A 22,566-nucleotide genomic window follows, 5' to 3' on the forward strand; every position below is an offset into this window, starting at 1 on the left:
CGCCGCCAGCCGTTCTTCGTCCATCCCATCCGCAACGATCATGGCCCTGCATCCCGATCTCGAAGCGCTGCTCGACATGGTGGAAATCGCCACCGCGGCCGGCAAGCGCCCGGTCATCCATCAGCTCACCCCGGCCCAGGCGCGGCGCGAGTTCGACGCCGCCTCGGCCGCGCTGGACCTGCCGCCGGAGCCGCTGGCGCGGGTCGAAGCACTGCTGCTGCCTGCCCGCGACGGCCAGCAGCTCGATGCCCGCCTCTATGCGCCGCGCGCGCATGGCGACGGCCCGGCGCTGCCGGTGCTGCTGCATTTCCATAGCGGCGGCTTCACCGTCGGCAGCCTGGACTCGCATGCCGCGCTGTGCAGCGCGCTGGCGCAGCGCACGCCGTGCGCGGTGCTGTCGGTGGCGTACCGGCTGACGCCCGAGCACCGCTTCCCCACCGCCGTCCACGATGCCATCGACGCGCTGGCCTGGCTGGGCGCGCATGCCGCCGGGCTGGGGCTGGACCCGGCCCGGATCGCGGTGGGCGGCGACAGCGCCGGCGGCACGCTCAGCGCCGTGCTGGCACTGGCCGCGCGCGACGACCCGGCGCTGCCGCAGCCCTGCCTGCAGGTGCTGTGCTATGCGGGACTGGGCGGGCACACCGACACCGATTCGCACCGGCGCTACGGCCAGGGCTACCTGCTCGATACCGAGACCATCGAATGGTTCTACCGCCAGTACCTGCGCGATGCCGGCGACCGCGCCGACTGGCGCTTCGCGCCGCTGCTGGCGCCCGATCATCGCGGCGTGGCGCCGGCCTTGCTGGTGCTGGCCGAATGCGACCCGCTGCGCGACGAGGGCCGCGCCTATGCGCGCAAGCTGGCCGATGCCGGCGTGCCGGTGACGGTGCGCGAGTACGCGGGCATGGTCCATGAGTTCCTGCGCATGGGCAATATCGTTGCCGAGGCCGCGCAGGCGCATGAGGACATCGCCGAGGCGCTGGCGCACGCGTTCGCTGCCGTGCCGGATGTCCTGGCCCTGCGCACGGAAGACCTAAATTCAGCGCGCGCTGCCTCGTCTCGATAGGCATGACGGGCAGCCCGGACGCGCCGCCCCGCAACCATCGCTTCGCCTGCACAGGACTTCGATGCCGACTACGCTCTCTCCCTTCCCCCGCCACGTGTCATTCGCCGCGAATGCCGCGCTGCGCTGCGAAAGCCGCTTCGACGGCGCCAGCCTGACCGTCACGCAGCCCGCCGCCGCGCCGGTCCGCTTTGCGCTGGACGGCGATGCGCTGCGGCTGCTCGATACCGAGGCCGATGCCGCAGCGCTGGCGCATGCCGCCACGGCGGCGCTGGACGCCGCGTTCGCGCACGGCGCGCCGCGCACGCTGCGCGTGCAGCTGGAATCGCGCGACGCCGAGCAACGGCTGCATGCGCTCGGCGTGCTGGCGCGCGACCCATCCGGCGCGCGCGGCAGCGTGGCGCATGCCGAGTTTCTGTGGCAGCGCCCCGAGCTGTACCTGGCGCCCTGCGCCGGCCCCTACCCGCTGCGCTACACGCTGACCGACGGCAAGCGCCATCCGCAGCGCGCGCCCAAGCCGCACGGCGTGGTCTATGCGCGCCATATTCCGTGGCTGGACCGCACCCTGACGCTGCGCGCCGCCGAGCTCGAGCGCGACCTGCCGCTGCTGCACCGATGGATGAACGACCCCGACGTGGCGTACTTCTGGAACGAGGAAGGCGACGAGGCCAGGCACCGCGCCTACCTGCAGGGCCTGATCGACGACCCGCACATGCTGCCGCTGGTCGCCGCGTTCGACGACGCCCCGTTCGGCTACTTCGAGGTGTACTGGGCCAAGGAGAACCGCATCGCGCCGTTCTACGACGCGCACGACCACGACCGCGGCTGGCATGTGCTGATCGGCGAGCCGGCCTTCCGCGGCAAGGCCTTCCTGACCGCGTGGTTCCCGGCGATCCAGCACTACCAGTTCCTCGACGACCCGCGCACCCAGCGCATCGTGGGCGAGCCGCGCGCCGACCACGTGCGCCAGATCGCCAACCTCGACAAGGCCGGCTTTGCCAAGGTCAAGGAATTCGACTTCCCGCACAAGCGCGCCATGCTGGTGATGCTGCTGCGCGAGCGCTTCTTTGGCGAACACCTGCTGTTCCCCGCCCCGGCCTCTTCTTCGACTGCCCAGCAAGGACCGAACCCATGACGCTACGCGAGATTTCCCCGGCCGCCCATGACCTGATCGGCATCGGCTTCGGGCCGTCCAACCTGGCCCTGGCGATCGCGCTGCAGGAGCAGGCCGCGGCCGGCCGCGCGCTCGACGCGCACTTTATCGAGAAGCAGCGCGACTATCAGTGGCACGGCAATACCCTGGTGGCCCAGAGCGAGATGCAGATCTCGTTCCTGAAGGACCTGGTGTCGCTGCGCAACCCGACCAGCCCGTACAGCTTCATCAACTACCTGCACCGCCACGGGCGCCTGGTCGACTTCATCAACCTGCGCACGTTCTACCCCAGCCGCATGGAGTACAACGACTACCTGCGCTGGGCCGCCAGCCACTTTGCCGCGCAGTGCAGCCACGGCGAGGAAGTGGCGCGGATCGAGCCGGTAGCCGAGGACGGGCGCATCGGGCGCGTGCGCGTGGTGACGGTCGACGCGCAGGGCCGCGAACACACGCGGCTGGCGCGCGCCGTCGTGCTGTCGACCGGCGGCACGCCGCGCATTCCCGAGGCATTTGCCGGCCTGCGCGGCGACCCGCGCCTGACCCACCACAGCGGCTACCTGGGCTGGATCGGCACGCAGCCGTGCGCCAGCGGCAAGCCGATGCGCATTGCCGTGATCGGCGCCGGCCAGAGCGCTGCCGAGGCCTTTATCGACCTGCACGACAACTATCCTTCGGTCAAGGTCGACTGGATCATCCGCGGCGCGGCGCTGAAGCCGGCCGACGACAGCCCGTTCGTCAACGAGATCTTCGCGCCGGCCTACACCGACGTGGTGTTCGAGCAGGCGCAGGCGGGCCGCGACCGGCTGATCGAGGAATACCTGAACACCAATTACTCGGTCATCGACGCCAACCTGATCGACCAGATCTACGCCATGCTGTACCGCCAGAAGGTAAGCGGGCAGTTCCGCGCCAACCTGCTGACCTGCAAGGCGGTTCAGGCCGCCCACGCCGGCGCCGGCGGCATCGAGCTGGCCATCGGCGCGACCGCGCCGGGCGCGCCGGCCGACACCGACACGCGCCGCTACGACGCCGTGGTGCTCGCCACCGGCTACGAGCGCGAAAGCCATCGCCGGCTGCTGGCACCGCTGGCGCGCTACCTGGGCGACTACCGCGTGGACCGCAACTACCGCGTGCAGGCAGCGCCGGAGCTGGCGGTGCCGGTGTACCTGCAAGGGTTCTGCCAGAGCAGCCACGGCCTGAGCGACACGCTGCTGTCGGTGCTGCCCGCGCGTGCCGAGGAAATCGCCAGCGACATCCACGACGCGCTCGCGGGCGAACGCCGCTGGATGGCGCAGGCGGCTCAGGCGGGCGGCACCCAGGCCATCGCCGCCGCGTAACCGTCCGGGCCGGCCACGCGGTACAACTGCATCCGCGCCAGCGCCGCCGCATGCCCGGCGAGCTGGCCGGGTTCACGCAGCACGGCAAGGCGGCACGCACCGCCCGGCCCGTCCGCCATCACCGACACATGCCGCAGGTGGTCGGCAATCCCCAGGCCCAGCGCCTTCAGCAGCGCCTCCTTGGCGGTCCATAGCGTGAAGAACGCGCGCGGCCGGGCGTGCGCCGGCAACAGCGCCAGCCACGCGCGTTCGCGCGGCGTCAGGCAGTGCGCGGCGATCTCGTGCATCTCTGCCTGACCCAACGCCGGGTCAATCCGCTCGATATCGACCCCGACCTCCCCTGCTTCCGCCAGCGCGATCCACGCGTAGTCCCCCGCATGCGCGACATTGAACGCCGGTGCGCCCGCCGCTTCGACATAGGGCTTGCCATGGCTTCCCGTGCGCAAGCGCAGCGTGGACGGTGCGCAATCCAGCCACTGCGCCAGTACGGTACGCAACGCCACGCGCGCGCCCGTGAAGCGCCTGCGATCAGCCGCTTGTCGCAGCGTGGCGCAGTGCGCCTGCTCGGTTTGGCAAAGGCAGTCGGCCGCCGCGATCGCGCGCGCATGCCCGGGATCGGCCAGCTCCACCTGCCACAGCGATAGCTGCGGCAGCGGCGCGGGGATGCGGCGCGGGAAGGCGGCGGCGGCGGGGGCAAGGTCTCGGCATTCCATCCGGTTTGGGACGAATGGCGGCGACACAAATTTAGTCATGCGTGGCCGGCTCGGAAAATGGCTAGCGCCGGCCAAGCCACGCCCTAGACGAAGCGCCGAGCGAGAAATTTAATTTCTCTCATATGCCGAAACCGTGCCATTAATTTCAATCCTGATAACATCTGCGTTACATTTTCCTTTATTGCGAATCATTCGCATTCGTATTAACGTAAGGCTCCGCATTGCAGCAATCCGAGGAGCCGCCCCATGCTTTCGCTGACCGACCCAGGCCTACGCCCCGTCCCTGTCCTGGCAGGCGACTCGTTGCTCGGATTATTCGTAGCCAACCGGCGCGCGCTGGTCGGTGCCGCGGCGCGCATCGTCGGCACGCGCGACCAGGCCGAGGACGTGGTCCAGGACGCCTTCCTGCGCCTGCGCGGCATGGCCGACGAGCCGTCGATCCGCTGCCGCCTGAGCTACCTGTTCCAGGTGGTGCGCAACCTTGCCATCGACACCTACCGCCGGCAGACGCTGGAGCAGAAATGGATGGCACACGAAGACGAAGGCATCAACGCGCCGTCGCCGACGACCACGCCCGACGTCATCGCAATGGACCGCCAGGCGTTGTGCGCGCTGGCCGGCGCGCTGGCGGAACTGCCCGAGCGCACCCAGCGCGCGTTCGAGATGTGCCGGCTGCAGGGCATGACGCAGAAGGAAATCGCGTCGGAGCTGGGGGTCTCGCCGACGCTGGTGAATTTCATGGTGCGCGATGCCTGCATCCATTGCCGCGCGAGGCTGACGCGGCAGCAGGCAATCTGATGTCGCTACGCCGGCGTGCCTGTCGCAGCCACCGCGAACCGCTCCGCCAGGAACGCCGCGCTGGCCGCCCAGGAACGCCGGTCGGCCGCGGCATCATAGGCAATGCCGCGCTCCGGGAAGTTGGCGCCCTCGAACGTGAAGGCGTGGCGCGCGTGGCCATAGGCATGCAGTTGCCAGTCGGCACCGGCCCAGGTCAGCTCCGCGGCGATGCCGAGCACGTCGGCGGGCGGCGCCACCGGGTCTTCCCAGCCGTGCAGCAGCAGCACGCTGGCACCGATCGCACCCTGCGGGCCGATGCGCGGCGGCTGCAGCACGCCGTGGAAACTGACCGCGGCCACCAGCCCGGGCGCGGCGGCGCGCGCCAGGTCCAGCGCGCACAGGCCGCCGAAGCAGTACCCGACCGCGGCCATCCGCTGTGGGTCTACGCCGGGCAAGCGCCTGGCCGCTTCAAACCCCGCCAGCAGCCGCTGCCGCAGCAGGCGGCGGTCGGCCATCAGCGGGTCCATCAGGTGCGCGTTGTCGCCGCGCTCGTCGCCGCGCACGCCCTTGCCGTACACGTCGGCGGCGAAGCACGGATAGCCCAGTGCCGCGAAGCGGTCGGCGCAGCGGCGCATCGCCGCGTTCAGGCCGCTCCACTCATGGGCCAGCAGCACGCACGGCGTGCCTGACGCGGCCATGCCGGCAGGCCGGGCGACGTAGCCTTCGAAGACGGTGGTGCCATCCGTATAGGTGATGAAGCCGCGCTCCGGCGGCAAGTCTGCAGCGTTCATGATTCCCTCCGTTCAGGCCGCCAGCATGCGGCCGCGCGGGAACGCTGTCTTGAACGTTTGGGACGTGGGTGGCCTGCGCCGCCGGCGCACCGCTCAGAGGTAGAAGGCCGGCGCACCGGCCGGACGCTGCCCGAAAGACGCCGCCAGCGGTGACTGCCCGTGGCGCGCATACGCGCCCGGAGTCTGCGCCACGCGCCGGCGCCACGCGCGGATCTGGTGGGCCTGGTCGCTGTAGCCGTCCAGCGCATCGCCGGCGCCGCGCTGGAGCGCCTGGATGCTGTGCTGCAGCCGCTCCAGCTCCATCAGCTGCTTGGGCCCCAGCCCCAGCTGCTGCGCGAACCAGCGGTTCAGCTGGCGCCGGCTGACCGCCATCAGGCTGGCCACCTCCTGCACCTGCCGCCCCTGGCGCAACAGCGCGTGCGCCGCGCGCATCGGCTGCAGCATTGCCGGCGCCGGCAGCGCCGCGAGCCGCCGCAGCAGCCAGGCATCCAGCCGGGCAACGATCCGCGCCGGCAGCCAGGCCGCACTCAGGTCGGCGCTGAGCGCGTGGCTGTCCCGGTCTCCCAGGTAACCCGCGAGATCCAGCAACTGGTCCTTGCTGTCGGGCCCGATGCCGGGAAACAGCCGCGCCAGGCCCGCGCTGCTCAGCATCGCCATGACGAAATACGTATCCGGCCACGAACGCCAGCGCCGGCTGGCCGACTGGAAGCCGAGCAACGACACCGTCGGCACGGTCGGCCCCCCCACCATCGCGTTCGGCCGCCCGAAGTTGACCGACAGCACCGCGCCCGGGTACGGACAGGTGGCGATGTCGCTGCCCGCGTAGGCGCCTTCCAGGTCCTGCACGAACCAGTAGCCGTCGACATAGGGCGTCAGCGATGGGCAGGGAGCAAGCACCTGGAACATGGAAGCGCCGCGCGTCGGGCGGGATGGGTTGGCACAGGCGTAGGTGTATCACAGCGCTGCCCTGCCCCGGCGGGATCTGCCACGCCGAAAAACAAAAGGCGGGCTTCCGGAGAAGCCCGCCCTTGCTGCCACGAAATGCCCCGGGGCCCGGCGTTGCCGCCGCCCCGTCGTCCACGTTCAGGCAGGTACCTGAGTTCCGGCTGCCGCCGCCTCCTTCGAGAACAGGCTCCTGGCATTGGCAACGTGGCTCTTCAGCACCGGCCGCAGCACCATGATCGCCAGGAAGGCCGCGGTCAGGTCCATCGCCGCCACCGTGTAGAGCACGGTGGACCAGGTGCCGGTGGCTTCCATCATCAGGTTGCCGATCGGCACGAACAGCGCGCCGATGCCCTTGGCGGTATAGAGCACGCCGTAGATCTTGCCGATGTGCTTGGTGCCGAAGGCGTCGCCGGCTAGTGCCGAGAACAGCGAGTAGACCTCGCCCCAGGCCAGGAACACCACCCCCGACAGGATCAGGAACGCGTACGGGTTGCTGCCGAAGTAGCCCAGCGCGATGATGCCCAGGCCTTCCAGCGTGAAGGCGATGACCATGGTCTTTTCGCGGCCGATGTGGTCCGAGATCCAGCCGAACAGCGGCCGCGAGATCCCGTTCATGATCCGGTCCAGCATCAGCGCCAGCGGCAGCGCGGCCATCACGAAGAAGTGCAGGTCGACCTGGAACTCCTTCACGCCGAGGTCCTTGGCGATCACGCCCAGCTGCGCCACCGCCATCATGCCGCCGGTCACCACCAGCACGAACATGACCAGCATCAGCCAGAACAGCCGGGTGCACAGCGCTTCCTTCAGGGTGTAGTCGCGCGTGGCCTGGACCAGCTTCTGCGACGCCTTGACTTCATGCGCCTTGGGCGAGCGCAGGAACCACGCCGCGACGAAGGCGAGCGAACCCTGCAGCAGGCCGAAGAACAGGAAGGTGTGCTGGAAGCCCTGCGACTCGATCATCGCCGCGATCGGCAGGATGGTTGCCGCCGAGCCCGCGCCGTAGCCGCCGGCGGTCAGGCCGACCGCCAGGCCGCGGCGGTCCGGGAACCACTTGAGGGCGTTGTTGATGCAGGTGGCATAGATCGAGCCCACGCCCAGCCCGCCCACCGCCGCGCCGACATAGAAGCCCATCAGCGTGGTCGCCTGCGAGTTGATGCACCACGCCGCGCCGATGAAGACCGCGCCGAACGCGACCATCATGCGCGGCCCGAACTTGTCGATGAAGTAGCCTTCGATCGGTGCCAGCCAGGTCTGGACCAGCACAAAGACCGTAAACGCGATCTGGATGCTGGCGCGCGACCAGCCGTAGGTGTCCTGGATTTCCGGGACGAACAGGGTCCAGGCGTACTGGATGTTGGCGGTGGCGATCATGCACACCACCCCCACGATCAGCTGGATCCAGCGTGTGCCTTCCGGGACCTGGTGATTGACGCCCAGCCCCGCTGCCGATGGATTACTCATAGCGCGCTCCTTGAATCGATTGGCCATTAACTTGCGACAGGGCGGGGAAATATGCGGTCGCGCTGCGCCTCAGCTTAGGGGTGGCTGCTGGCATTTCATGTCTCCTATGTCATTGGCATTTATTTGCCTCTTATAACGACGCCGACCTGAGGTCTCCGCCCTCACCTCTCTCTCAACTGGGAGCGGCGATGGGATACACAGTATGTGATATATCAAGTAAGTCAAGCGAAAGCCGGGGCAGGGTTTTCACTGAATTAATGCGGCGTGCGGATAGGCGCCGGATATTCACGACAAAATGGCATCGGAAGATGTATGCAAAACCGCTGGCCGCTGCCGGTGGTCGCCGGCAATCCCTTTGCCGGGGCCGAGCCGCGGCGGACGCGCCGCGATAGATGAGCTGTTTTTCTGAATCCGCTGCGGCCAGAAACGGGCATAATCATTACAATATTGTCATGATGACAACGCTGTCATGATTACAGAATTGTCATGATTATGGCGCCGGGCAGCGGGAGATCCAGGATAAATGCCGTCGATTAATTTCGCGCCAACATAAAAAAAATGCCCGCAGGCGAACCTGGCGGGCTGAGGCATGGTGCGTGACATCGGCCGCAACATGTAGTTGCAGTTATAGGCGATTATTGGAAAGGGTCAAATAGCAAAATGGGTTTCACGTCGATTAACAGGCAAACTCAGAGAAAACCCTGAGCAAATTTTCCGGGCACGCGCCCGATTATATGGAAACGCCGCCATTAAATGACAGGACTGTCATTTGAGGGGTATTTGTAAATGCCCCCGCGCTGGCGGCGGCGCAGCCTCCCTGTAGACAAAAAAGTCATCGCATGCGCTTGGAATAGAGAAAAGAGCAAACACAGTAGAGCGTCTCGTAAAACCGGCTCGCCGGGCAGGCCGGCATGCGCTGCCGGCTGGACACGGTATAGATGGAATGGATAAAATCCGTCTGTCAGTAGACGTTTTGGTAAGTCCTGTAGAAGCTATGGTAAGCTCCATCGGCATCTGCCCCAGCTTCCACCAAGGTCCGCATGGCTCATGCACCACTAGGCTACGACGCCCTGATCCGCCAGTTCGGCCTGCGCGTCCCGCCGCTGCGCTGCACCTCGGCGCTGTCGGACAAGACCGGCGTGCTCAGCACGCACACCGGTCCGGACGGCACCACGCGCACGGTCTACCCCCGCAACCGCTACCGGGGCGGCGACACCACGGTGGACCACCTCACCTTTGCGCTGAAGAAGGAACAGCTGGACCTGACCGTGCTGGCGGCGCTGTTCGAGCAGCCGCAGGCGGTCCAGGACGTGCGCGCCTGGCTGGCGGCCACGCCGAACTCGCGCTATGCCCGGCTCAGCGCGTTCTATGCCAAATGGCTGGCGGGGGCGCAGTTCGACTACAAGCTGCCGGCCGGCGCGCCCCGGGTGCTGGCGCTGGACGAAGCGGAATACGTGACCGGCCCGTCAACGCCGGACCTGCAGTTCGGCATCCAGAACAACCACCTAGGGCCTGCCGCGTTCTGCCCGGTGGTGCGCCGCACCGGGAAGCTGGCGCGCTGGCTTGCCGCCGACCTGCCGGGCCGCGTGGGCAGTGCCATCCGGCGCCTGGAGCCGGAGCTGCTGGCGCGTGCGGTCGACTATCTCTACCTTGCCGAAACCCGCTCGACCTATTCGATCGAGCACGAGATTCCCGATAACCAGCGCGTCGCCAAGTTCCGGCGCCTGCTGGAATATGCCGGCCAGCGCGGCCCGCTGACCGAGACCCAGCTGTGCGAGTGGCAGAACGAGATCATCTCGGGCCTGCGCGCCGAATACCGCTTCCGCGACCAGCAGAACTGGCTGTCGCGCGGCGGGCGGCTGCGCAATATCGCGGACTATATTCCGCCGCCGCCGGCGCAGCTGGGCGCGATGATGGACGGCATCGCCGCGGTGGCGGGACTGGTAGAGACCCGGGCGGCAAACCCGATCGTGGTGGCGGCGTGCGTGTCGTTCGGCTTTGTCTTTGCCCACCCGTTCTATGACGGCAACGGCCGTCTCCACCGCTTCCTGATCCACCACCTGCTGCGCCAGGCCGGCGTGACGCCCGAGGGCGTGGTGCTGCCGGTGTCGGCGCGCATGCTCAAGCAGATCGACGTCTACGCCGGCCTGCTCAAGGCCTATTCCGCGCCGCGCACGGCGCTGCTCAATTACGCGCTGGATGCGGACAGCGACACCATCCTGATCAAGTCGCCGCAGCCCTACTGGCTCTATGCCTCGTTCGACGCCACCGCGCTGTGCGAATTCGTGTTCGAGTGCATCGAGCAATGCGTCGAGCTGGACCTGGCGCAGGAGATCCAGTACCTGCGCGCGTACGACGCCAGCGTGACCCGGCTGGAGACCTGGCTCGACCTGCGCCAGTCGCGGCTGTCGAACCTGATCGACCTGATCGTGCAGAACCACGGCGAGCTGTCGCGGCGCAAGCGCAAGCTGTTCGAGGACATTGCCGACGACGAGCTCGCGCGCATCGAAGCGGTGGTGCGCGACGAGTTCGCGGAATACCTGGAGCGCCACGGCAGCCGCTGAAGCGCGGCGCGGCCAGGTTCGCTATCGCGTCACGTCCAGCTCCCAGCCGGGCTCCAGGTGGTCCGGGTTGTCGGCCAGCCGGTAGCGCGGGTTCAGGTTGATCAGTTCGCGCAGCGCGAAGTTGGCCACCTGCTGGTCCGGCGTCATTGCCTGTGCCTGTGCCTCGGCCTTCTGGCCGTCGGACAGCAGCGTGTCGAGATGCGCGCCGGCGATGCCCCATAGCGTGGAACCGGCGACATGGTCGGGGCTGTAGGGCTGCACGCGCACCGTTCCGGCTGCGGGGCGCTCGCGCGGGGTTTCCTTCGGTGGTTCCTTGGGTGGCACGTTCGGTGGCGTGGGTTGGCCGGGACCGGTCGACGGCGGCGTCGATGGACCGCCGGTTGGCGTCGGCGTTGGCGTCGGCGTCGGCGCGGGCGTGGGCGTGGGCACCGCCTTGTCCTCGTCCTTGAGCAGCTCCACCAGGATCTTGGCGCCAAAGTTGACGATGACCCCGCCGCCCAGCAGCACCAGCCCCTTGGGCATGGCGCGGCCGAAGAAATCCCATTTCTGCGCCAGCCACGGCGTGACCGGCTTGTCCACGGCGTCGGGATCGGCGGCCTTGGCCAGCCGGTTTTTCTCGGCGTTGATCAGCTTCTGCTCGTTGCGCGACTGCAGGTGCGCGCCGATGCCGAACACCGCCAGGCTGCCCGCCTCGATCGCGCCGACCACGCCGCCGGTATGCACCATGTCGGCCGCGGCCAGCGGCACCGCCCCCACCGAATACGCGTTCATCACGAACTTGCGCAGCCGCGCGCCCAGCAGCGCGGGCTGGGCCAGGCCGGTGTGATAGCCCGCGCGCGCAGCGAAATTGACCGTGCTCAGCACCGAATTGGCCGCCAGGAACACCGCGCTGCTGTAGGTCAGCGGCTCGCCGACCTGGGTCACGCCGTGCTCGCCGAACCACAGCAGGGTGTTGCCGTTGTTGACCGCCAGCGTGGCCAGCTGCAGCGCGTCGTTGACCTGGCCGGCACGGGTGTCGGGCGTCAGCAGCGACGCGCCGATGGTGCCGATCACCGCCTGCGCCTCGCGGATCTTGTCCGGGGCCTCGGGCAGGTCCTTCTTGTCGGCGTGGTGGGCGTAGGCGTCGAGCTGGTCCAGCGCCCTGGCGAACTTCTGCTGGTTCTTGTCGTTGATGCCCCATACCGCGGTGCCCGGCTTCTCGGTCAGCGCGCGCCGCAGCCAGGCGATATCGGCCGGCGCATGCGTGCCGGCGCGGCGGATCACCTTGTTGGCATGCACCGTGCGCCCCATCGCCACGCTGCCGCGATAGATGAAGCAGCCGGCGCTGGTCAGCACCAGGTTGGCACCGGTCTGCGCCGAGATCGCCGCGGCGCCTGAGGCCGCGGCAAAGGTGCCGGCCGCCGACACCGCCAGCGCGGTGCGCACCTTCCACGGCCGCGGGCCGTTGCTGCCCGGCGGCGGCGCGTTGCCGGCGGGGCCGTGCGAGATGGTGGCGCGCACCACCCCGCCCTCTGCGCCCTCTGCGCCCGCTCTGCCCGGGCTGCCTTCGCCGTTCCTGGCCTGCGCTGCCTCCAGCATCCGGTCCAGCATGCGGTACACGGCGCTGCCCTGCGACACCGCCGTGCCGGTCTCGACATGGGTCAGGTCTGCCACCTTGACCGCGCCGTCCGGGAACAGCGCGAACTCCACGTCGCCCAGATGCAGGTTGCGCGTCTTCATGGTGTCGACGATCGCGGCGATGTCGCGCGCCGACCGCTCGTTCAGCAACGCGGCATGCTCGGGCCGCAACTGGCCGGCGGCGTCGAACAGGTCCTTGGTGCTGGCCGCATAGCGCTCATAGCCGATCGCCGGGCGCCCGAACGCCTCGAACGTCGCCGGCCCGTAGCTGCGCACGGTGTTGAGCCCATGTGTGCCAGTTGCCTCGGCCATGGCGGCGCGCTCGCCGTGCACCATGTCGCCCAGCCAGGCCTCGTTGGCAATGCCCACCGCCAGGTCCTTGCCGAGCGCGAACACGGTCTTGGCGCCGCCGCTGCCCAGCCGCGGCCCAAGGTAGATCTCCAGCCGCACCCGTTCGCGGGTGCCGTCGGGCCGGCGCAGGAACACGTTGCCGTGGTGGTCGATCTTGAAGCTGTGGCCGGCGTAGGGATCGGGCTGCGGCGACAGGCGGCGCCATTGCCCGGCCTGCGCCAGGTCGATCTGGCTCTTGGCCGGGTCCGGCGCATAGGCGCCGCGGCGCAGCGCGAAATCGGGCACCAGCACCTCGGTGCGCATCACGTCGGCCACCTGCTGCGCCAGCATGCGGCCCTGCGGGCCATGCGCGCCGTCCAGCGCCAGCACGATGGGCTGGCCGGGCTCCCAGTCGTGCGCCAGCAGGAACGCCAACTCGTGGGCGCCGACGCCCTCGCCCGCCTCGCCACGCAGGCCGCCCTCCGGGCGCACGGCCCCGACCACCACCAGATGGTCGCGGGGCGCATTGACGCGCACCGCCGGCTCGCCCAGCGCCAGTTCGGCCCAGCGGTCCGGCACCTGCTGCCAGCTGGCCGGCACGGGATCGCCCGCGGCGCGTGCGCCATGCGGGCGCACCGGCTTGCCGCCGCCGGTGACTGCCACCACAGGAAGCGCCGGCATGGCGCCGTGGAAGCGGCCGCCGTCGCGGACATGCACCGGCGCGCCGGACGCGTCCATGGCGGCGGGATCGGCGGCGACGCGCAGGCGCGCGCCATAGGCCAGCTCGCTGCCCGGCGCGCGGAACGCATCGACGTCCAGCCGGCCGTCGGCGCCGTAGACGCGCGCGTTCAGGCCGGTGGCCAGTTCCTGCACCAGCGACACCGCGCCGTCCTGCCCGTAGCAGCCGTACAGCACCACCGGCATGCCTTCCTGGTAGTCCGGATGCGCGCGGATGCGGTCGGTCACCGCCTTCGCATCGATCAACGACGACGGGCCATCGCCGGCCCGCATCGCGATGCCGCCGAACAGCCCCTCGGCGCGCACGGTGAAATGCCCGGGAATCTGCGGCACCGACACCGCCACCGCCTCGTCGCCGAAGGTCTTCTGCCCGGCCTGCTGCGCCAGGTCCAGGTCGGCGCGCCCGCGCGGGAACTGCTCCAGCTGCGCCAGCACGTCGATGCGGCGGCCGTCCTGCTGGCGCACCAGCGGCAGGCCGGCGCGGAAGTCTTCTGGCAACGCGGCGCGGATCTCGCCCTGGTAATCCGGATTGAGCGCAAAACCTTCCGCATGCGGCTTGTGGCCGCGCAGCGACAGCGGCACGGTGCCGATCACGCTGCGCGCATCGACCGCGCCGTGCCGCGCCGCCTCGCGCTGCGAGACGATGGCGATGCGGAAGTTGCCGCCCGCCTGCAGCGCCGGGCCCAGGTCGCGCATGGCCTGCTGCAGCGTCATGTACGACGCCTCGGGCAAACCGGCGCGCAGCGGCACCGACAGGCCTTCGCCCTGGGTCACCACGTAGTGCACGCCGGCCAGGCGCCCGCCGGATTCATGGATGCCGTCGACCGTGGCCTCGATCGCGGCGCGGCTTGGCGCGCCGTCGCGCACCGACCAGCTGCCGTCGCGGATTGCCGGCCGCGCGGCGGGCATCGCCGCCGGCTCGCTGCCCACGTCGTCGGCGCGGCTTGCCGAAGCGGCTTTGCGCGGCAATTGCCCGCCGTGCGCGACCACCGCTTCGGCGGCATCGGCCAGCGGCGTGCGCGCCAGCGCCGGCCCGCCCGGCAGCGGCGCGGGCGCGGCGCCCGGGCCACGGGGCGCCGCGCCGGCGGCGGCGCGTCCGTACAGCGTGATCACCGCCTGGTGCACCTCCGTGGAGAAGCCATCCACCGTTGCCACCCGTTCGCGCGAGACCCCGTCGACCGCGCCGGCATCGGCCGCGGCCTGCAGCACGCGGCCCAGTTCCTCGGGGCCCTGGAAGCGCTCCGGCATATTGCCCCGGCGCAGCAGCAGCGCCGAGACCGCGTACGCGCCCCAGTTCGACACGCTGGCCGTGACCACATGGTCCACCGGCACCACCGCGGCGATATCGCTGCCGTCCATCGCGCGCGGGATCAGCCCGCCCACGCCGCCCATGCCGGCCTCGTTGCCGCCGTCGCCGACGCCCAGGGTCTCGATGCCGTCGATGGCATTGGCTTCCAGCACGATCTGGTCCAGCGCCGGGTTGAAGTCGTCGATGCCGATGCCGCGCATGTTGTGCTTGGTGCCGCGCGCGCTGCGCGACGGCAGCTCGATCGCCATCACCCGGTCGGGCCCGACCTCGCGCAACAGCGCGCGCGCCGCTCCGGCGGCGCTGCCGACCGGTTCGTCGAACACGCGGATATTGTCCAGCGGCTCGCCCATCTCGCGCAGGATGCCTTCCAGGATCGGCCGGTTGGCCGAATCCACCACGTAGGTCACCTGCTTGCCGCGCAGCCGCAGCGCGCGGCCCAGTTCCGCCGTGCCCGGCGGGCCGTCGGTTTCCGGCATGCCCTTGGCCACCGAGAAGCCGGTCACCAGCATCACGTTGCCGGCGTCCTCCAGCGACGCCGCCGCGCGCTCGGCGCCGCCCGGCATGTAGAACTCGCGCAGGCCGCGTCCGATGTAGTTGAAGCTGATGCGGTCGACCGGCGACAGGTGACGCCCGCCGTCGATCAGCGCCAGCGCCGGCGACACGTCGGCGGCCTCGCCGAATGCGGTCTTGAACACGCGGATATCCGGGCGGCGCCCCATCGCATGCGCCAGGCCGGACACCCGCGACGGCTGCCCGGTGGTGAAGACGATGGTCGGCAGGGTCTTGTCGTCGGGCACGGCCGACGGGTCCAGCGGCTGCTCCAGCAGCGCGCCGCGGTCGATCAGGCCCTGGTCGACCAGCATTTCCACGCCCTTGCGCGCCTGGTACTGCATCGGGTCGATCAGCTTGACGTCGCTGCGGCCGATGGCGTCAAGCTGCTGGCGCACCAGCGCCTCCAGCGCGGGATAGTGGGTGCAGCAGAACCACAGCGAGGTGGCGTCGGCCGGGATCTGCTCGGCGTTGATGTACTTGGCCACCAGCCCCTTGAGCTGCTCCAGCGGCGCGCCGTCGGCCAGGTGCATCAGGTTGTTGACCGCATCGGCCCACTCGGTTGCGCCGATCTCCTTGACCGTGACGCTGCCGCCGCTGGCCTCCGTCACCGCTTGCAGGTAGGCGTGCAGCTTCACCGTGCCGGGCGTGGCCACCACCACCGGGCGCCGCCCGCCCTCGGTGACGATCTTCGGCGCGGTCTGCATGATCAGGTTGACCACCTTGGCCTGGTGGGTGCCGGCCAGCGCCTCCGGAAACGCCGTGCAGGCGGTGTTGCAGGCAAACAGGTCGACCGCGCCCCTGGCCTTCTGCGCCGCGACCACGCCGGCGTGGACCAGGTTGATCAGGTCGCCGCGCTCGCGCCCGCCGTAGGTGCCGGCGGCATGATCGGTAAACGCCACCACCTGCACCGCCTTGCCGGTCATGGCGTACATGTGGCGCGCGATGTTCTGCGCGGCCAGCAGGCCGCCGTTGCTGGAGTCGAAGGCGGTGACGACGATCGCATCGTCCTGCACGCGGATGCCGAAGTCGGCCGGGTCGATGCCGTCGGGCAGGAAGCGCCGCTGGATGCCCTCGAACAGCTGCGCCAGCTCCAGGCGCTCGGGCAGGCGTTCGGCCGCCTTCTGCAGCAGTTCGTAGACGCCCTTCTGCACGGTCTTGTCGTAGCCGCGCACGCTGGTCGCGCCCGCCTCCAGCGTGACGCCGTCGCGCGCCTGGTGGCGCGCCATGGTGTCGAGCAGCGCGCCTACCGTTTCGGCGTCCGGCATGCCGCGGTCATGGCCCAGCGCGCGCTGCACGCCGAAGCCGATCGCCTGCGCCGCCAGGTTGGAGTTCATGCCCGTCACCAGGTGGTCGGCGCTGACGTCGGACCAGCTGTCGGCAAGCTGGTCTTCGACCGCCATGTCGCGCAGCAGGCGGTCGCGCGCGGCGCGCATGCCGGCCTCGTTGCCGTGGTCGCCCACGGCAATGGTGACCATGTCGGCCATGTCGTTGGCGTCGATCAGCAGCTGGTCGAGCATGGCGTTGCCGCGCACCTGCTCGCCGTTCAGCAGCCGGTATTCGTTGTTGGTATTGCGCCCGGCCACTTCCACCGCCACCACGGCCTGCGGCTTGTGCATCGCCAGCAGCGCGCGCGACTGGCGCCCGGCGCTGGCGAAGTCGCGCGCCGAGAAGGTCTCGACGCGGGCATTGGGCTGGTTCAGGTCCTGGCGCAGCATCTTGCGCAGCGTGCGCGCATGGGCGCGGTCGGTGACATAGACCACGTCCTTGCCCAGCGAGGCCAGGTAGGCGCCCAGCGTGGCCGCGCCGACCGGGCCGTTGGTCTCGGCGCCGCCATGCGCGGTCAGCGGGCCGGTGACGATCATCACCGAGTCCAGGTCCGCCAGCGCGCGCGCGGCCATCTCGGCGCCGTAGGGCACGCCGATGTTCTCCATGCTGCCGTCGATCCACAGCACGTTGTCCAGCGGCGAGATCGCGTTCTGCCGCAGCGACATCCGCGCGGGCGCGTCGGGCCCGTCCGCATGCGCCACTGCCGCGGGGCCGTGGCTGACCGTGCGGCGCTGCACGCCGGCCTCGCCGTCGCCCGCCGGGTGGCGCGGCGCGCGCGCCAACGCCGGCGCGCTGCTGCCAGAGCGCCGGCGCGAAGCCGGCACCGGTGCGTCGGTGCGTCCGCCGCCGCCGCGCTCGCCCGACGGGTTGCGCGCGGCCGATTCGGTAGCGTAGCGCGCCATGGCCCGGTTCATGGCGCGGTCCATCATGCCGTGGATCACCCGTTCCTGCAGGATCGTGCCGCGCGTGACCGCCATGTCGAAGGCCGCGGCCGCACCGCGCTTGGTGGCTTGCCAGGGCGTGAGCCGCTGCGGCGCGGGCAGGCCGTGCGCCGGCGTGCTCCCGCCGTCGGTGGCCGGCCGGTTGCCGCCGGCACGCTCCGGGGTCGCGGGGCGGGCCACGCCCGGGGCCGGTTCGCCGTCTGTGTGCTTGCCGGACTTGCCGGACTGGCCGTCGGCATCGGTGCGCGCGAGCGGCTGGCCTTCAGCGTCGCGGCCGGACGTACCCCGGCGCGTGGTGGGCCGCGTCGCGGCTGGCACGCCATTGCCGTCGCGGACCTGCGCCACCGCTTCCGGGGCCACACCACGCGCCGGACTGCCGGCGCCGGCCGGGTCCGCGCCAGCGCCCCGCCATTGCCTGGTCGCCTGGTAGCCGTCGCGCACGGATTCGCCAATGCGCTTCTGCACGGCGAACGGCAGCATCTGCGTGGCGCCCATCAGCAGCATGGCGCCGTTCTGGACCTTCTCCGACAGGCTCATCTCGCTGCCATGCTCGGCGAACATGGCGCCCTGCTGCAGCGTCTGCACGCCGCCGATGCCGAAGCCCACGCCATTGAGCACGCGGCTGGCGCTGCCGTAATGGCTGGCGCTGTGGGTCAGCATGCCGCCCGCCATCTGGCGCAGCGGGTTGGTGCTGCCGGCCAGCCGGGTGCCGGCGTTCATCGCCAGCGCGCCGGTCTTGGCCAGGCCCATGCCGCCCATGCCCGCCAGCGAGCCGGCCACATTGAGCCACTGCGCCATCGCTTCCTGGCTGGAAAAGGGATTGACCGAGCGGCCATGGTCCGCAATATTGTCCAGCGCGGCCCACGAGGTGCCGACGCCATAACCCATGCTGCCCACCATGCCCACCCACGCCGCGGCCACCAGCGGTGTCAGCGTGCCGCCCGAAGCCACCGCCAGCACGCCGCCCGCCACCGCGCCGAGCGCGGCCACGCCCAGGTTGGCCCAGGCCCACCGCTTCTCGCTGTCGGTGACGATATGCGCGTCCATCGCGGCGTAGCCGGCATGGCCGTCGCGGCCCAGTTCCAGGTTCTCGGCAAAGTAGACCGTGCCCTTGTCGGACAGCAGATTGTTCTCCTGGAAGTCGCGCTTCGCGTCCAGGTCCTCCTTGCCATAGACCGCGCCCTGGTCGTCCACCCACAGGGTCTTGCCGTCCTTGCCCTCGAACTCGAACACCGCGGTCTGGTACGGCACGCCGCCCGGGCCGGTCACATACATCGGGATCGCCTTGACGATGGTGTTCTTGTCCTTGGCGTCTTCCGCGATCTGCGCCTTGATCGCCGCGGCGTCGCCTTGCGGCGCACCCAGCTGGATGGCCTGGTCGAGCTTCTTGCCGTCCGATGCGGACGCGCTCAGTTCTTCCTTGCGCATCGCCAGGCTGTCGAAGGTCTGGCGCAGGATCTCGTCCTTGTCGAGCGCGAAGCGCTGATTGGCCTCCTTCGCCTCGTCGGTCTTGGCGTAGTCCTCGCTGCCGCGCTGCACCGCATTGCGCAGGTAGACGTCTGACATCACCGGCGCGTCCTTGCTGGACTTCAGCGACTGCTCGAACGCGGCCGACAGGCCGATGTGGCCCTTGGCGGCGGCGTCCTGGGCCCCGCCATAGATGCGTCCCTGGCGTGACGACCCGCCCTGGTTCATCATCATCAGCATGCTGACCTCGTTGTCGCGATCGGTCAGCCAGCTCGCCGTGCTGGTCGCGGCCGGCGCCGTGCCGGGCTGGGCCTGCGGGTTGCGCGCATAGTAGCCGGCGTCGGCCGCGTCGACCACCGCCGACAGGCCGTGGTAGAAGTCGTCCCAGTCGTTGTATCCCGGCGACTGGCTGTTGTTGCGCCCGGTCCAGTCGTTGCTGTATGTGGTCTTGACCGTGTCGAGCAGCGTGCTGGCGTCTTCCTCGATCAGGTGCGGCGCCACTTCCTGCAGGTAGACGCCGACCTTGTCGGCATACATCTTCTCCTGGCCAATGATGGGCCGGCCCTCGTCGTCGTGGGTCTTGTTCTTCAGGCCCTTGTCCATCGACGCTTCGATCTGCGCCTTGAACAGGTCGCCGCTGAAGCGGTCGTTGTGCACGTCGACGTAAAGCTGGCGTTCCTCGGGCGTCTGCGCGGCGTCGGCGCCGGCCTTGCGGATCTGCAGCGCGCCGGTGACATCTTTGCTGTCCAGCTTCTGCTGGATGCCGCGGGTCATGGCGTCCACGCGCAGCGGCACCGAGCCCTCCATGAAGCCAAGCATGCGGTTCAGGCCATTGGCGGCCTGGTCGCGCTCGGCCTGGCCGAGCCTGGGGTCTTCGCTGCGCGCCTTGAGCTGCTCGACGGTGTAGCCGAGCAGGCCCTTCTGGGCGACGCCCTTGTCGTACGCGACCCGGGCCGGATCGTTCGCGGGCAGGCCGGGATCCGGCACCAGGCTGTCCGCGCCCAGCGCCTTGAACATGACGTAGCCGGCCGGGTTGTGTTCCATCAGCGCGCGCTCGGCCTGCGGCAGGTCGCGCGGCGTGGCGGAGTTGGGATCGGTCTTGGCGTCCGGATCCAGCGTCAGCCCCTGCGCCTGCGCCATCGCCAGCGTGGTGGGGTCGTTCTGCGCCAGCTTGCGCTCGAACTCGGTGGACGGGGTCAGGTGCTCCATCTCGCCGGCGATGCGCCCGCGCAGGTCGACCCGGTCGATCAGCTGGCCCATGCCGCCGTCGGTGCCGTAGCGCGCCTTCAGGTCCTTTACCGCCTGCTCGCGATAGCTGTCCGGCACCTTGGCGCCCTTGCCCGACGCCAGCGCCTGCAGCTGCGCGTCGGCGTCGCCGACCTTGCTGTTGGCCGCGGTCAGGTCGTACGAGCGGTCCGCCATCGACAGGGTGCGGTCGTGCGGGGCGTTGCGCAGGTCCTTCAGGGCCTGGTCGGCGTCCTGCTTGTAGCCGTTCGCCGCGACCGTGTCGATCTCTTTCTGCATGGCGTCGAGGAAGGTCTCCTCGGCCTTTACCCGTTCCTGCTGTGCTTGCTCGTGGGCGTCGCGCGCGGCCACCAGTTGGTCGTCGGCCTCGAGCTCGAAGCGCCGGATGCCGCCGGGAATCTTCAGGTACGCGGCCTGTTCCTCGTCGACTTTCGCGGCGGCCTGCCGCTCCTTGTCCTGCGCCAGCACCACGTTGAAGCGCGCGCCCTGGGTATCGCGCGCCTGCTGCGTGCTCTCGTTCTTCAGGAACTCGGTCTTGGTCGCTTCGACGTTCAGCGCGACATTGGGGTCGTCGTAGCGCTTGCGGATCTCTTCGGCCTTGGCCTCGACCGCGGCCTTGACATCCTTGCCGGTGGCCGCGGCGTTGTTGGCGGCCACGCGCAGCTCGTTCTGCGCGCCGCCCATCACGTTGCCGTACTTCAGGCCCAGCGGCTGCCACTGCTTGTCGGTCATGGCGCGGCCATCGAGGTCGGCCACGACCTTGTCATAGGCGTCCTGCGCCTGCTGCTGCCAGCCATCGGTCAGCGCCCTGGCATCGCTTTCCTTCTTCCTGCGCGCCTGCTCGGCGGGATCGACCTTGGGCTTCTCGGGCGCCGGGGCATCGACCTGCACGGCTTTTGGCGACTGCGGCCCCGTGGCGCTGGTGGTGTAAAGCGCCGGCGTGACCGCGACCGCCTGGGGCTTGTCCGGCTGGTCCGCGGGCCTGTCTTGCTGAGTCTGCCGGGTTTGCTGCGACTGTTGGGACTGTTGCGCCTGCTGCGTGTTCTGCGTGTCCTGCTGGCGCTGGGTCTCGCGTGCCTCGGCCGCGCGCTGGGCGCGTTCGGCGGCTTCGCGGGCGGCGCGCTCGGCGGCCTCGCGCGCGGCTTCGGCGGCGGCGCGGGCCGCGGCCTCGGCGGCCGCGCGCGCGGCGGCCCGGATGGCATCCATGAAATCCAGCATGACGCAAGTCTCCTGGCGACGCCGGCGCGTGCCGGCAGGTCAGACGGTTGCCGATGCCGCTGGCGCGTGGCCGGGCCACGGGCAGGCCGCGGGCATCATGCGCGCCGATTCTGCGCGCGTCGGCGGCGCAGGCCAACTATGGGAATTCGTAGGACCTGCCGCGAGCGGTGGCTACAGCCGGTTGTTGTCGAGGTCGGTCACCAGCATGCAGCCCGGCGCGTGGGTGATGCAGATCTCGGGCCGCGCCTCGCGGATCACGGCTTGTGGCGTGACGCCGCAGGCCCAGAACACCGGGATTTCGTCGGCATCGAGCGGCACCGCGTCGCCGTAGTCGGGCGATTCGATATCTTCGATGCCGATCAGCGCGGGGTCGCCGATATGCACGGGCGCGCCATGCACGTCGGGGTAGCGCGCGGTGATCTCGGTGGCCAGGATCGCGTCGGCGGGCTTGAGCGGGCGCATCGACACCACCAGCTTGCCCGACAGCCGGCCGGCCGGGCGGGTCTCGATGGCGGTGCGGTACATGGCCACGTTGCGGCCCAGGTTGATGTGCTTGAGCGGCACATTGGCCGCCAGCAGCGCCTGCTCGAACGAGAACGAGCAGCCGATGGCAAAGGCGACGAAGTCGTCGCGCCACAGCTCGGTGATGCGGGTGGTCTCGTGGTAGGCGTTGCCGTCGCGGTAGACCCGGTACATCGGCACGTCGGTGCGGATGTCGACGTCGCGCCCGAGGTTGCGGAACACCGGGTCGCCCGGGTCGGTCACGTCGATCAGCGGGCAGGCCTTGCGGTTGAGCGCGCAGAACTGCAGGAAGTCATAGGCCCAGTCGCGCGTCAGGATCACGATGTTGGCCTGCACGTGGCCGCGCGCCAGGCCGCTGGTGTGGCCGTGGTAGCGGCCTTCGCGGATCAGCTGGCGCAGGGCGGCGGGGTCTTCGGGCAGGAGCGAGGCGGCGTGCTGGAGCGGCTGGTTCATGGTCGGCAGGCAGGCGCCGGGCGGCGCGGAAAGTCGGGTTGACC

The 22,566-nt window shown here is 69.9% G+C and carries 11 protein-coding genes; 5 read left to right on the forward strand and 6 right to left on the reverse strand.

Translation table 11 applies throughout. The features are described 5' to 3' along the window. Positions 1–40: 40 nt before the first annotated feature. From CBM2594_RS20790 to CBM2594_RS20800, 3 genes are all read left to right on the forward strand, one after another. A complete protein-coding gene (locus CBM2594_RS20790) occupies positions 41–1,066 on the forward strand; it encodes an alpha/beta hydrolase (RefSeq protein WP_116358672.1) in 1,026 nt (341 codons plus the stop codon). 61 nt (positions 1,067–1,127) lie between these two features. Next, positions 1,128–2,198 (forward strand): GNAT family N-acetyltransferase, encoded by a 1,071-nt coding sequence (locus tag CBM2594_RS20795; protein ID WP_116358673.1) that lies wholly within the window; start codon positions 1,128–1,130, stop codon positions 2,196–2,198. After that, positions 2,195–3,553: a lysine N(6)-hydroxylase/L-ornithine N(5)-oxygenase family protein gene (locus tag CBM2594_RS20800; RefSeq protein WP_116358674.1), complete on the forward strand. Its 1,359-nt coding sequence runs from the start codon at positions 2,195–2,197 to the stop codon at positions 3,551–3,553. Before CBM2594_RS20795 ends, CBM2594_RS20800 begins: the two co-directional genes overlap by 4 nt. Here CBM2594_RS20800 and CBM2594_RS20805 read toward each other — a convergent pair. Next, a complete protein-coding gene (locus CBM2594_RS20805) occupies positions 3,517–4,293 on the reverse strand; it encodes a 4'-phosphopantetheinyl transferase family protein (protein ID WP_232346701.1) in 777 nt (258 codons plus the stop codon). The genes CBM2594_RS20800 and CBM2594_RS20805 overlap by 37 nt on opposite strands. 276 nt (positions 4,294–4,569) lie before the next feature. Between CBM2594_RS20805 and CBM2594_RS20810 the strand changes: the two genes are divergently transcribed. Beyond that, on the forward strand, positions 4,570–5,064 hold the full coding sequence (locus CBM2594_RS20810; protein ID WP_441306989.1) for an RNA polymerase factor sigma-70: 495 nt from the start codon (positions 4,570–4,572) through the stop codon (positions 5,062–5,064). Positions 5,065–5,069: 5 nt separating this feature from the next. Here the strand turns inward: CBM2594_RS20810 and CBM2594_RS20815 are convergent, their stop codons facing one another. The 3 genes from CBM2594_RS20815 to oxlT all read right to left on the reverse strand — a co-directional run bounded on the left by CBM2594_RS20815 (position 5,070) and on the right by oxlT (position 8,240). Beyond that, the gene (locus tag CBM2594_RS20815; protein ID WP_116358677.1) at positions 5,070–5,834 is read right to left on the reverse strand and encodes a dienelactone hydrolase family protein; all 765 of its coding nucleotides are present in this window, start codon (positions 5,832–5,834) and stop codon (positions 5,070–5,072) included. Between the two features lie 93 nt (positions 5,835–5,927). After that, a complete protein-coding gene (locus tag CBM2594_RS20820; protein WP_116358678.1) occupies positions 5,928–6,740 on the reverse strand; it encodes a helix-turn-helix domain-containing protein in 813 nt (270 codons plus the stop codon). Between the two features lie 177 nt (positions 6,741–6,917). Beyond that, positions 6,918–8,240, reverse strand: coding sequence for an oxalate/formate MFS antiporter (gene oxlT, locus CBM2594_RS20825; protein ID WP_116358679.1), 1,323 nt, complete (start codon positions 8,238–8,240; stop codon positions 6,918–6,920). A gap of 1,040 nt (positions 8,241–9,280) precedes the next feature. Between oxlT and CBM2594_RS20830 the strand changes: the two genes are divergently transcribed. Continuing rightward, positions 9,281–10,804 carry a Fic family protein gene (locus CBM2594_RS20830; protein WP_116358680.1) on the forward strand — a complete coding sequence of 508 codons (1,524 nt, stop codon included), beginning with the start codon at positions 9,281–9,283 and terminating at the stop codon, positions 10,802–10,804. Positions 10,805–10,825: 21 nt separating this feature from the next. On the opposite strand, the gene CBM2594_RS27225 is transcribed toward CBM2594_RS20830, so the two are convergent. Continuing rightward, on the reverse strand, positions 10,826–21,547 hold the full coding sequence (locus CBM2594_RS27225) for an LWXIA domain-containing protein (protein ID WP_116358681.1): 10,722 nt from the start codon (positions 21,545–21,547) through the stop codon (positions 10,826–10,828). A gap of 171 nt (positions 21,548–21,718) precedes the next feature. Further along, positions 21,719–22,522, reverse strand: a complete 804-nt coding sequence (locus CBM2594_RS20840; RefSeq protein ID WP_116358682.1) for a putative hydro-lyase — start codon at positions 22,520–22,522, stop codon at positions 21,719–21,721. Between the last annotated feature and the right edge of the window lie 44 nt (positions 22,523–22,566).

The organism is Cupriavidus taiwanensis (assembly GCF_900249755.1).
GTDB classification, from domain to species: Bacteria; Pseudomonadota; Gammaproteobacteria; order Burkholderiales; family Burkholderiaceae; genus Cupriavidus; species Cupriavidus taiwanensis_D.

Bases quoted from the DNA above. Each gene is read 5' to 3' on its own strand.
- CBM2594_RS20790 (WP_116358672.1), top strand. From the start codon at position 41: ATGGCCCTGCATCCCGATCTCGAAGCGCTGCTCGACATGGTGGAAATC.
- CBM2594_RS20795 (WP_116358673.1), top strand. From the start codon at position 1,128: ATGCCGACTACGCTCTCTCCCTTCCCCCGCCACGTGTCATTCGCCGCG.
- CBM2594_RS20800 (WP_116358674.1), top strand. From the start codon at position 2,195: ATGACGCTACGCGAGATTTCCCCGGCCGCCCATGACCTGATCGGCATC.
- CBM2594_RS20815 (WP_116358677.1), bottom strand. From the start codon at position 5,834: ATGAACGCTGCAGACTTGCCGCCGGAGCGCGGCTTCATCACCTATACG.
- CBM2594_RS20820 (WP_116358678.1), bottom strand. From the start codon at position 6,740: ATGTTCCAGGTGCTTGCTCCCTGCCCATCGCTGACGCCCTATGTCGAC.
- oxlT (WP_116358679.1), bottom strand. From the start codon at position 8,240: ATGAGTAATCCATCGGCAGCGGGGCTGGGCGTCAATCACCAGGTCCCG.
- CBM2594_RS20830 (WP_116358680.1), top strand. From the start codon at position 9,281: ATGGCTCATGCACCACTAGGCTACGACGCCCTGATCCGCCAGTTCGGC.
- CBM2594_RS27225 (WP_116358681.1), bottom strand. From the start codon at position 21,547: ATGCTGGATTTCATGGATGCCATCCGGGCCGCCGCGCGCGCGGCCGCC.
- CBM2594_RS20840 (WP_116358682.1), bottom strand. From the start codon at position 22,522: ATGAACCAGCCGCTCCAGCACGCCGCCTCGCTCCTGCCCGAAGACCCC.